Source organism: Pseudomonas sp. ES4 (assembly GCF_050586665.1).
Lineage (GTDB): Bacteria > Pseudomonadota > Gammaproteobacteria > Pseudomonadales > Pseudomonadaceae > Aquipseudomonas > Aquipseudomonas frederiksbergensis.
On record NZ_JBOBDO010000016.1, the window covers coordinates 23,105 to 33,981 of the forward strand.

Below are 10,877 nucleotides of genomic sequence, written 5' to 3' on the forward strand. Positions count from 1 at the left end.
TTACACCTTCGACACAAGAGGACGGCCGAGCAGGCCTTGGGGCCGAAAGACCAGAACGAGAACGAGCAGCGAGAAGCTGAAAACGTCTTTGTAGTCCGAGTTCACCAGACCAGAGAAGAGCGATTCGGAAATCCCCAGAATGATCCCGCCGAGCATGGCACCAGGTAATGAGCCGATTCCGCCGAGTACCGCTGCGGTGAACGCTTTGATCCCGATGATGAAGCCCGCGTAGAAGTCGAATGTGCCGTAGTTCATGGTGATCAGCACGCCGGCCAGGGCCGCCATCGCTGCACCGATGATGAACACGTAGGAAATCACCCGATCGGTGTTGATCCCCAGAATCGAGGCCATCTTGCGATCTTGCTGAGTGGCGCGGCACATGCGGCCGAGCTTGGTGTACTTGATGATGTAGGTCAGCAGGGCCATCCCGGCAAACGCTGCGACCAGAATGAAGATCTTGGTGTAGGTCAACTGCACAAAACCTGTACCGATTTCGACGCGCCAGGCCCCCGTGAGCAAGGTGGGAACACCTTGCTGCTTCGCGCCCTGGGCGATCTGTGCATAGTTTTGCAGGATCAGCGAAATACCGATGGCGCTGATCAGCGGTGCCAGTCGGGTGGAGTTACGCAGGGGTTTATAGGCAACCCGTTCGATGACCCAGCCATACACCGCCGTGACGATGATGGTGAAGATCAGTGTGCCAAGCATCAGCAGAGGGAAGGATTCAATACCGAAGTATGCCAGCAGAGCCAGACTGATCGCCGCGAGGTAAGCAGAGATCATGTAAACCTCGCCGTGGGCGAAGTTGATCATGCCGATGATGCCATAGACCATTGTGTAGCCGATGGCGATCAGGCCATAGACCGACCCGAGGGTCAGGCCGTTGACCAGTTGCTGCAGGAAAATACCATCCATAACGCAATCTCACGCATTTGAGAGACTGCACAGAAGCCGGATGCGACGGACCGGGGTTCAGCCACCGGCGCAACACGGTTGTGTGCAGCTCTACGAGAAAAGACAGGTACTGCACGGACATGTTGATTGATGGCCCGGCGCACGAGGGGCCGAGCCATCAGCAGTTCATATCACTTCTGTTTTTCCAGTTGGTGGTATTTGCCGTCCTTGTCCCACTGGTAAACCACGTAGTCGGAGACTTTCAGGTCGCCCTTGGCGTCCCAGGTCTTCTCGCCCATCACGGTTTTGACCGGGTTCTTCTTCAGCCACGCGGCAGCCTCTTCGCCCTTGTTGGACTTGGCGCCATTGAAAGCAGCTGCCAGGGTCTGAACCGAAGCGTAGGCGTACAGGGTGTAGCCTTCAGGCTCGGTGCCTTTCTTGCGGAACTCGTCCACTACGGTCTTGCTGTCTGGCAGCAGTCGCGGGTCGGCGCCGAAAGTCATCAGCACGCCGTCGACGAATTGCGGACCGCCAGCAGTGGTCACCAGTTCATCGGTCACGATGCCATCATCGGACATGAACTTGACGTCTTTGAGGCCTTGTTCACGAAGTTGACGAACCAGAGGACCGGCTTCCGGGTGCAGACCACCGAAATAGACGACGTCGGCACCAGCGCCGCGGATTTTGGTCACGATGGTGCTGAAGTCTTTTTCACCACGAGTCAGGCCTTCGTACAGCACCGGCTTCACGCCGCGTTTTTCCAGCTGGGCCTTGGTAGCGTCCGCCAGGCCTTGGCCGTAGGTGTCCTTGTCATGCAGGACAACGACTTTTTTGCCCTTGAGCACATCGACGATGTAATCACCGGCCACGATGCCTTGCTGGTCGTCACGCCCGCACATACGGAACATGGCGCTCAGGCCACGCTCGGTAACGGCCGGGTTGGTGGAACCTGGAGTGATCGCGATGATGCCCGCTTCGTCGTAGATCTCCGAAGCCGGGATGGTCGAGGAGGAGCAGAAGTGACCGACTACCCCAGCGACTTTCTGGTTGGTCAGGTCCTTGGCGACCGTCACAGCCTGTTTCGGTTCGCAGGCGTCATCGCCTTTGACCAGTACGATTTTTTCCCCGTTTACGCCGCCCGCTGCGTTGACCGCATCGGCCGCAGCCTGTGCACCCTTCATGTACTGCTCGCCAAATGCCGCGTTGGCGCCTGTCATCGGTCCCGCCACACCGATTTTCACATCAGCCTGTGCAAACGCAGAAACACCCAACGCAGTTGCCACTGCGAGGGCCAAAAAGCCTTTTTTGTAAAACGTCTGGGACATGAGGTGGTGCTCCAAGGTTTTTTTTTAGTTGGCACTGCGACTTCCTGAATGCTCAGAGCAAGGGCCGTGCCATCGGTTTTTTATTCTGAAAAAAGTCGCTGCTTTATTGTTATTTCGACTGTTTCGATCCCATTTTCATTGGGCGTGCAACCGTCTAAACCGCGGAAGGTGAAACCATTTATTTTTAAAGGCGCAACCCGAGCGCGCCATCATTGCAACCGCAGCGCCAAACGACGTGCAACCAGCCTGTAACAACGTGCGTCACCGAAGTGCACACTGCTGGTGCGGAACTGCTACAACCCGCACCTTTTACAGGCTAGCCGCTGCGCGAAAAAGCGCCGCTTTCAGCAACAAATTTCAACAATCAAATAACGATCCGCAAGCACTGGCCTGCGTGATACAGCGAGAATCCGGCCTCGTACAGGCAGCTGCGCAATCCCACGCCCGCCAATGGCTGCATGGGCGCGAAGGGAATCGGCAGCGCCTGAGGATTCCCGTGACACAGATAATCGGCAAAGGCTTTGCCGACGACAGTGCCAGTCGTGACGCCCCGGCCGTTGTAACCGGTGACTGCCACTAAACCGGGCGCCGGCTCGAACAAACGCATCAAATGATCGGGGGTAAAGGCAATGCAACCGGTCCAGGTGCACTCCCATTCCACCGGTTTGAGGTAAGGGAAATAGTGCTGCTGAACCCGATCGGCCCAGGCTTTGAGAAACCAGGTTGGTTTCTGATTGCCATTACCGAGACTGCCGAGCAGCAGACGACCGTCCTTGTCGCGACGAACACTGCTGAGAACCTGGCGGGTGTCCCAGGAACCCTGGCCACCGGGGAGAATTTGCTGCGCCGCCTCTTCGGTCAGTGGGACCGAGGCCACTTGATAGTAATAGCCGGGGAAGAAGTTACGCCGCAATTCCGTCCAGTCACCTTCGGTGTAGGCGTTGGAGGCAATCACGACTTGCTCGGCAAGCACCGAACCCTCAGCGGTTTGTACCGACCAGCGCTGGCCCTGGCGTTCGAGCCGGGTTACCGGGGAATGATCGAACAACTGACCGCCCAGACCGATGGCCGCTTTGGCCAGCCCCGTCGTGTAAGCCATTGGGTTGATCGTGCCGGCTCGACGATCGAGCAACGCAGCGGCGATCTTTTTGGTGCCCGTTGCTTGTTCGCAGGCTTGACCGGTCAGCAGTTCCACCGGCGCGCCGCGACGTTTCCATTGTTCTTCACGGCTGCGCAAGTCCGCTTCGCCACGGGCGTTGTGCGCCATGTGCAGCGTACCTTCGCGACGCAGTTGGCAATCGATCTTGTACTTGTCCACAAGGCTGAACACCAGGGACGGTGCCGCACCGAGCATGCGATTGAGCTGACTGCCGACCGCTTCGCCAAAACCGGCTTCGATCTCGTCCGGTGGAATCCACATCCCGGCGTTGACCAGCCCGACGTTGCGCCCCGATCCGCCATGACCGGCGCGATGGGCTTCCAGCACACAGACGCTTTTGCCTTTTTCCAGCAGATGCACCGCCGCCGACAGACCGGTAAAACCGGCGCCGATGACGCAGACATCCACCGTCACCTCCCCCTTGAGCGCCGCGTTGTCAGGCCTTTGCGGCGTCAGTTTTTCCCACAGACACTCTTCGCGTAACGGCATTGCCAGACTCCAACAGAAACCTAACCAACACACACCATTCATTGTGGGAGCGAGCCTGCTCGCGATTGCTATCTGTCAGCCACATTGATGTCGGCTGACAGGCCCTCATCGCGAGCAAGCTCGCTCCCACAGGGTTCTTTATGGGTTCAAGAACTGTGTTTAATCGAAGGTAATACCCTGAGCCAACGGCAACTCCAGCGAGTAGTTCACGGTGTTGGTCTGACGGCGCATGTAGCCGCGCCATGCATCGGAACCGGACTCACGACCGCCGCCCGTTTCTTTCTCACCGCCAAACGCCCCGCCGATTTCCGCGCCGCTCGGGCCGATGTTGACGTTGGCGATGCCGCAGTCGCTGCCCACCGCCGACATGAACTGTTCGGCTTCACGCACGTCAGTGGTGAAGATGCACGACGACAGGCCTTGTGGCACGGCGTTGTTCAGGCGCAACGCTTCGTCGAAATCCTTGTAACCGACCACGTACAAAATCGGCGCGAAGGTTTCGTTGCAGACCACGTCGCTCTGCTCCGGCATTTCAACGATGGCCGGCGAGACGTAATAAGCATTAGGGAATTTGTCTTCCAGTTGGCGCTTGCCACCGAACACCCGGCCGCCTTCGCTCAAGGCCTGCTCAAGCGCGTCCTGCATGTTTTCGAAGCTGTGTTTATCGATCAACGGACCGATCAGATTGCCTTCCAGTGGATTGCCGATGCGCACTTTGGAGTACGCGGCTTTCAGGCGGGTGACGATTTCTTCTTTCACCGATTCATGGGCAATCAGGCGACGCAACGTGGTGCAACGCTGACCGGCAGTGCCGACGGCGCTGAACAGGATGGCTCTTACGGCCATGTCCAGGTCGGCGCTTGGACCGAGGATCATCGCGTTGTTGCCGCCCAGTTCCAGAATGCTGCGAGCGAAACGTGCGGCGATTTTCGGCGCCACTTCACGGCCCATGCGGGTGCTGCCGGTGGCGCTGATCAGCGCGACACGTGGGTCATCGACCAGGGCTTCACCGGCATCGCGACCGCCGATGATGACTTGGCTCAGGTGTGGCGGCGCATCGCTGAAATTCTTCAGTACACGGTCGAACAGTGCCTGGCAGGCCAGTGCGGTCAGGGGCGTTTTTTCCGATGGCTTCCAGATCACCGGGTTGCCGCAGACCAGCGCCAGCGCAGTGTTCCAGGCCCAAACCGCAACCGGGAAGTTGAACGCGCTGATCACGCCAACGACGCCCAGCGGGTGCCAGGTTTCGCGCATGTGGTGGCCCGGACGCTCGGAAGCGATGGTCAAACCGTACAACTGACGGGACAGGCCGACGGCGAAATCACAGATGTCGATCATTTCCTGAACTTCACCCAGGCCTTCCTGAGTGATCTTGCCGGCTTCCCAGGACACCAGCTCGCCGAGGTCGGCCTTGTATTCACGCAGGATATCGCCCAGTTGGCGGACCAGTTCGCCACGGCGCGGGGCCGGGACCTTGCGCCACAATTCGAACGCATGATCTGCACGACTGATGTGCTGCTCGACTTCAGCGGCGCCTTCCCAGTTCACGGCGGCGATCCGGCTGCCATCGATCGGCGAATGCACCGGCACTTTGCCGTTCTGGTACAGGGCCGGGTTCACACCAAGACGATCAAGCAATGCGGCAACCATGGGTCACTCCTCAAGCGAAAAACAGAAAACGTGCAGCCGGATTGATTCGGCTGGTGAGGCCTGTAGTTTTAGCGCTCCCGACGTTACCCAACAAACGACCTTTAAGAGAGATATCATTCCGTTTATTCATGCTGCGAACTGCTGGTAGAAAGAAACAAGAAAAAAGGACAACCAATGCTGAATAAACGCTACTTGCCGTCGATCACCGCGCTGCAGTGTTTTGAGGCCGTCACCCGGCATTTGAGCTTCACCCGGGCGGCTGAAGAGCTGAACCTGACCCAGAGCGCTGTCAGCAAACAGGTCGCGCAACTCGAAGAATTGCTGCAGCACCTGCTGTTCCGCCGGGTGCGCCGACGCCTGCAAATGACCCCGGCCGGTGACTTGTACCTGGTGGAGGTCAGAAAAATCCTCACGCAGGTCGAGATGTCGACCCACTACCTTCGCTCCTACGGCGGTGAAACCGAAGTCCTGCGCGTCTCGACGCCTCCGACCTTCGGCGCGCGCTGGCTGGTGCCACGCTTGAAAGGCTGGCGCCTGCGCCATCCGTCGATCCATCTCGACTTGTGCAGCGAACAGGAAGCCGACGATCTGTTGCAAGGTCGCAGCGACCTGGCGTTTTATTTCGGCCAGGGCTCTCGGCCCGGCACCGAATGCCTGAAGCTGTTCGGCGAAGAACTGGTGCCGGTCTGCGCACCGGGCAGCCTGCCGGACACGCCGTTCACCGATCCTACGCAGCTCACCGACCTGGTCCTGTTGCAAAACGCCTCCCGGCCCCAGGCCTGGCACGACTGGTTTGACAGTCAGGGCTACCACACCGAACACAGCTACCATGGTCCGCGTTTCGAAACCTTTTATATGTGCATCCGCGCCGCCCAGGTCGGCTGCGGCGTGGCGCTGTTGCCGCGGTTTCTGGTGGAAGAGGAATTGGCCGACGGCAAACTGGTCATACCCTGGCAGCACGCGATGCCCAGCACCGACGCCTATTACCTGGCGTATCCGGAGCACTCGGCGGAAGTGCCGAAGGTGCGCGATTTTGTGAAGTGGATGCTGGAGCAGATTGATAGCCCGGAGACAGCACAAATTTAGGGTTACACCACAATACCTGTGGGAGCGAGCCTGCTCGCGAAGACGGCGGCACATTCAACATAGATGTGACTGAAAGACCGCGTTCGCGAGCAGGCTCGCTCCCACAGTAAACCGTGGCGGTTTAAAAAATCACTGGCAATACCTGCCGTTGATATGCGCCACTAGCCCCATTCATTGAAACAGCTGCAACGTCGCTGCCACAGGCCGCGGCCAGCCGGAGAACCCCGTTATGAGCGAGAGCGTGTTTGGCGATCGCATCGTGCAGAACCTGCTCGACACCGACTTCTACAAACTGACGATGATGCAGGCGGTGCTGCACAACTACCCGAACGTGGAAGTCGAATGGGAGTTTCGTTGCCGCAACAGTGAAGATTTGCGCCCGTACCTGGCGGAAATCCGCTTCCAGATCGAGCGCCTCGCTGAGTTGAGCCTGAGCGCCGACCAGTTGAGTTTCATGGAGCGCATCAGCTTCATGAAGCCGGATTTCCTGCGCTTTCTCGGGTTGTTCCGCTTCAATCTGCGCTACGTCCACACCGGTATCGAAAACGGCGAGCTGTTCATCCGCCTGCGCGGGCCATGGCTGCACGTGATTCTGTTTGAAGTGCCGCTGCTGTCCATCGTTAGCGAGGTGCGCAACCGCTATCGCTACCGTGAAGTCGTCCTGGAACAGGCGCGCGAGCAGCTCTACCGCAAGTTCGACTGGCTCACCACCAACGCCAGCGTGGAGGAATTGTCCGAATTGCAGGTAGCCGATTTCGGCACTCGTCGTCGCTTCTCGTACCGCGTGCAGGAAGAAGTGGTGAACGTGCTCAAGCACGATTTCCCCGGGCGTTTTGTCGGCACCAGCAACGTGCACCTTTCACGGGAGCTGGACATGAAACCGTTGGGCACCATGGCCCACGAATGGATCATGGCCCATCAGCAACTCGGCCCGCGGTTGATCGACAGTCAGATTGCCGCCCTCGATTGCTGGGTCCGCGAGTACCGTGGCCTTTTGGGGATCGCCCTCACCGACTGCATCACCACCGATGCCTTTCTCAGCGATTTCGACCTGTATTTCGCCAAGCTGTTTGACGGCCTGCGCCATGATTCCGGGGACCCGGTGCTCTGGGCAGAAAAGGCCATCGCGCACTATCACAAACTGGGCATCGACCCGATGAGCAAGACGCTGGTGTTCTCCGATAGCCTGACGCTGCCAAAATCCCTGGAGATTTTTCGGGCGTTGCGCGGTCGGATCAATGTCAGCTTCGGTATCGGCACCAACCTGACGTGCGATATTCCGGGTGTCGAACCGATGAGCATCGTGCTTAAAATGGCCGCCTGCAACGGCCAGCCCGTGGCAAAGATTTCCGATGAGCCTGGCAAGACTCACTGCAAAGACCCGAATTTCGTCGCCTATTTGCGACACGTTTTCAAAGTACCTGCTGCCATTTCCAGCACATCAAGCAAGGAGTGAATTCATGCAAGCCGAACAGCGTGAGATTGCTGAACAGCTCAAGGTCCAGCCGCCGTTCGCTGACCAGGCCGCCCTCGAGGCTGAAGTCGCCCGGCGGATTACCTTCATCCAGGATTGCCTGGTCAATTCCGGGCTCAAGACCCTGGTGCTCGGTATCAGCGGCGGCGTCGACTCCCTGACCGCCGGCCTGCTGGCCCAGCGTGCCATGCGCGAACTTCGCGAGCGCAGCGGTGACGACAGCTACAAGTTCATCGCCGTGCGCCTGCCGTACGAAACCCAGTTCGACGAACACGACGCCCAGGCCTCGGTGGATTTCATCGCCCCGGACGAGCGCCACACCGTGAACATCGGTCCGGCGGTCAAATCCCTGGCCAGTGAAGTCGCAGCCTTCGAAGGCAAGCACGCAGTCTCGGTGGATTTCGTGCTCGGCAACACCAAGGCGCGGATGCGCATGGTCGCCCAGTACACCATCGCCGGCGCAGCCCACGGCCTGGTGATCGGCACTGATCACGCGGCGGAAGCGGTGATGGGTTTCTTCACCAAGTTCGGTGATGGCGCCTGCGATCTGGCACCGCTGAGCGGCCTGGTGAAAAACCAGGTCCGGGACATCGCCCGCAGCTTCGGCGCACCGGAATCATTGGTGGAAAAAATCCCGACGGCGGACCTTGAAGACCTCTCGCCCGGCAAGCCGGATGAAGCGTCCCACGGCGTGACCTATGCCGAGATCGACGCGTTTTTGCACGGCGAGCCAGTGCGTGAGGAAGCGTTCAAGATCATTTGTGACACGTATAAAAAGACTCATCACAAGCGAGTGATGCCGTTTGCGCCTTGATTTCACCCCATAGGCGCCTGTAGGCGCCTGTAGGAGCCTGTAGGAGCCTGTAGGAGCTGTCGAGTGAAACGAGGCTGCGATCTTTGGACTTTGATTTTTAAGATCAAGATCAAAAGATCGCAGCCTCGTTTCACTCGACAGCTCCTACAGAGATTGGCGTTGACGGGATTTGCGTTGGCCAATAAGTAAACAAAAAAAAGCGTCCCAAGTGGACGCTTTTTTTATGCGTTCGATTCGATTACTTAAGCACAACAGTGCCTTTCATCATCGAGATGTGGCCAGGGAACGAGCAGAAGAAGCCGTACTTCTCGGCAGCATCGAGCTTCGACACGTCGAAGGTCACCGAGTCGGTTTCCTTGGCGCCGATGATTTTGGTGTGGGCGATGATGCGCGCGTCACCTTCCGGCAGGTAGTTCTTTTCGATGCCTGCGGCCAGACCCGCGGTGGCGATCGGCTGCATATCAGCTTCTTTACTCAGCACCCAGTTATGGCCCATGACGTTTTTAGGCAGGTTGCCGGAGTGTTTCAGCTCCACGGTGAACGTCTTGCAGCTCTTGTCGATGCTGATTTCCTTGGTATCGAAGGACATCTGGTCAGTCGAGTCGACAGTGACCTTGCACTCGGCAGCCATCAATTGGCTGCTGGCCAGAGTCAGCAGGGATACTGCAACAAGTTTGGCAAACATGGTGAATCTCCAAGGCAGGGTTAATAAAAGTGCGAGTGGACAGAAGACTGCCTGAAAACTTCGCAAGTTCCTATGACCTGAATCAAAAATTGTATACAACTTTAGAGCTATGACACCTATCGAAACAATCTACCAGCCAGACGTCTGGGACGGCCCTATCATCAGCGCGTCCTCACCCATCTGGAGCGTCAGTCATGTCCCTTAACAGCCTGTTGCGCAGTTTGCTCGCCGCCTACGCCTGTGGCGCCAGCGGAACCTGTGGAACACCTGAAAGCGAAGTGTAGACCTTGGAACGCCGCGTGCCTGCCTTTACTCTGTGGCCATCCTGACCATGGAGTAAGGCATGTCTTTAGCGTCCGTTTGTGTATTTTGCGGTGCCAGCACTGGCACCAACCCGGCTTATCGTGAAGCGGCTGTCGCCTTGGGGCGAGCATTGGCCGAGCGTAAGCTGACCCTAATTTATGGCGGCGGCGCGGTCGGACTGATGGGCATCGTCGCCGATGCTGCGCTGGCGGCCGGCGGTGAAGTGATCGGGATCATCCCGCAAAGCCTCAAGGACAAGGAAATCGGCCACAGCGGCCTGACTCGTCTGGAAGTGGTCGACGGCATGCACGCACGCAAGGCGCGAATGGCCGAACTCAGTGACGCCTTTATCGCCCTGCCCGGCGGCCTGGGCACGCTGGAAGAACTGTTCGAAGTCTGGACCTGGGGCCAGCTCGGCTACCACGGAAAACCACTGGGGCTGCTGGAAGTGAACGGTTTCTATAGCAAATTGACGTCTTTTCTCGATCATATCGTCGGCGAAGGCTTCGTTCGCGAACCGCACCGTGACATGCTGCAAGTGAGCGAATCGCCGCAAACCCTGCTTGATGAACTCGATGCCTGGCAGCCGACAGTGGTGCCAAAGTGGATCGAGCAAAAACCCAGCTAACGGCTGGGCATCGATACAGGGCAGAATACGCGCCGCTCAACCTCACCTTCGACCCCAGAGGATCGCCCATGGCTAAACCCAATTATTCCTTCGCCAAACGTCAGAGAGACTTGGCCAAGGAGCAGAAGAAAGAGGAAAAGCTTCAGCGCAAGAAAGCTACAGCTGAAGAAGAAGCCGCCGCACTGAACCCGGATGCAGAAGGTGAAGTGGCCGCAGAAGACGCAGTTGAAACACCGAAAGATCAGGCGCCCGACGCCTGAGACCCTCAGGGCCCGATGATCTGATCAGGCCCACCGGATCTGTGTCCAGGGTCAGCAGTCTCTTTGCTGACCCTCACAGTCCCATCTGAAATGCCCCCTCCAGAACTGAC

The 10,877-nt window shown here is 58.3% G+C and carries 10 protein-coding genes; 5 read left to right on the forward strand and 5 right to left on the reverse strand.

The features are described from left to right. The 4 genes from ACQ4OB_RS17950 to amaB all read right to left on the reverse strand — a co-directional run bounded on the left by ACQ4OB_RS17950 (window position 1) and on the right by amaB (window position 5,517). Window positions 1–915 (reverse strand): ABC transporter permease subunit, encoded by a 915-nt coding sequence (locus tag ACQ4OB_RS17950; RefSeq protein ID WP_074873272.1) that lies wholly within the window; start codon window positions 913–915, stop codon window positions 1–3. A gap of 170 nt (window positions 916–1,085) precedes the next feature. Beyond that, window positions 1,086–2,219, reverse strand: a complete 1,134-nt coding sequence (locus tag ACQ4OB_RS17955) for an ABC transporter substrate-binding protein (RefSeq protein ID WP_074873270.1) — start codon at window positions 2,217–2,219, stop codon at window positions 1,086–1,088. Between the two features lie 364 nt (window positions 2,220–2,583). Next, a complete protein-coding gene (gene amaA, locus ACQ4OB_RS17960) occupies window positions 2,584–3,867 on the reverse strand; it encodes an L-pipecolate oxidase (protein ID WP_430956153.1) in 1,284 nt (427 codons plus the stop codon). A 159-nt stretch (window positions 3,868–4,026) separates the two neighbouring features. After that, window positions 4,027–5,517: an L-piperidine-6-carboxylate dehydrogenase gene (gene amaB / locus ACQ4OB_RS17965; RefSeq protein ID WP_076028846.1), complete on the reverse strand. Its 1,491-nt coding sequence runs from the start codon at window positions 5,515–5,517 to the stop codon at window positions 4,027–4,029. Window positions 5,518–5,691: 174 nt separating this feature from the next. Here amaB and ACQ4OB_RS17970 point away from each other — a divergent pair, with 174 nt between their 5' ends. The 3 genes from ACQ4OB_RS17970 (at window position 5,692) to nadE (ending at window position 8,891) form a co-directional block, all read left to right on the forward strand. Then, a complete protein-coding gene (locus tag ACQ4OB_RS17970) occupies window positions 5,692–6,603 on the forward strand; it encodes a LysR family transcriptional regulator (protein ID WP_074873261.1) in 912 nt (303 codons plus the stop codon). Between the two features lie 229 nt (window positions 6,604–6,832). Next, complete coding sequence (pncB, locus tag ACQ4OB_RS17975; protein ID WP_074873257.1) at window positions 6,833–8,059, forward strand: nicotinate phosphoribosyltransferase; 1,227 nt, start codon at window positions 6,833–6,835, stop codon at window positions 8,057–8,059. A gap of 4 nt (window positions 8,060–8,063) precedes the next feature. Then, entirely contained in the window at window positions 8,064–8,891 is an 828-nt protein-coding gene (nadE, locus tag ACQ4OB_RS17980) for an ammonia-dependent NAD(+) synthetase (protein ID WP_074873254.1), read from the forward strand. Between the two features lie 238 nt (window positions 8,892–9,129). Here the strand turns inward: nadE and azu are convergent, their stop codons facing one another. After that, the gene (gene azu, locus ACQ4OB_RS17985) at window positions 9,130–9,576 is read right to left on the reverse strand and encodes an azurin (protein WP_046054918.1); all 447 of its coding nucleotides are present in this window, start codon (window positions 9,574–9,576) and stop codon (window positions 9,130–9,132) included. 343 nt (window positions 9,577–9,919) lie between these two features. Between azu and ACQ4OB_RS17990 the strand changes: the two genes are divergently transcribed. Both ACQ4OB_RS17990 and ACQ4OB_RS17995 read left to right on the forward strand, forming a co-directional pair. Beyond that, window positions 9,920–10,507: a TIGR00730 family Rossman fold protein gene (locus ACQ4OB_RS17990; RefSeq protein WP_074873251.1), complete on the forward strand. Its 588-nt coding sequence runs from the start codon at window positions 9,920–9,922 to the stop codon at window positions 10,505–10,507. 68 nt (window positions 10,508–10,575) lie between these two features. Beyond that, a complete protein-coding gene (locus ACQ4OB_RS17995; protein WP_074873247.1) occupies window positions 10,576–10,767 on the forward strand; it encodes a hypothetical protein in 192 nt (63 codons plus the stop codon). Window positions 10,768–10,877: the final 110 nt, after the last annotated feature.

Excerpts from the sequence above, each read along its gene's own strand:
- ACQ4OB_RS17995 (WP_074873247.1), top strand. The coding sequence starts at position 10,576 with ATGGCTAAACCCAATTATTCCTTCGCCAAACGTCAGAGAGACTTGGCC.
- ACQ4OB_RS17990 (WP_074873251.1), top strand. The coding sequence starts at position 9,920 with ATGTCTTTAGCGTCCGTTTGTGTATTTTGCGGTGCCAGCACTGGCACC.
- pncB (WP_074873257.1), top strand. The coding sequence starts at position 6,833 with ATGAGCGAGAGCGTGTTTGGCGATCGCATCGTGCAGAACCTGCTCGAC.
- amaA (WP_430956153.1), bottom strand. The coding sequence starts at position 3,867 with ATGCCGTTACGCGAAGAGTGTCTGTGGGAAAAACTGACGCCGCAAAGG.
- nadE (WP_074873254.1), top strand. The coding sequence starts at position 8,064 with ATGCAAGCCGAACAGCGTGAGATTGCTGAACAGCTCAAGGTCCAGCCG.
- azu (WP_046054918.1), bottom strand. The coding sequence starts at position 9,576 with ATGTTTGCCAAACTTGTTGCAGTATCCCTGCTGACTCTGGCCAGCAGC.
- amaB (WP_076028846.1), bottom strand. The coding sequence starts at position 5,517 with ATGGTTGCCGCATTGCTTGATCGTCTTGGTGTGAACCCGGCCCTGTAC.
- ACQ4OB_RS17970 (WP_074873261.1), top strand. The coding sequence starts at position 5,692 with ATGCTGAATAAACGCTACTTGCCGTCGATCACCGCGCTGCAGTGTTTT.
- ACQ4OB_RS17950 (WP_074873272.1), bottom strand. The coding sequence starts at position 915 with ATGGATGGTATTTTCCTGCAGCAACTGGTCAACGGCCTGACCCTCGGG.
- ACQ4OB_RS17955 (WP_074873270.1), bottom strand. The coding sequence starts at position 2,219 with ATGTCCCAGACGTTTTACAAAAAAGGCTTTTTGGCCCTCGCAGTGGCA.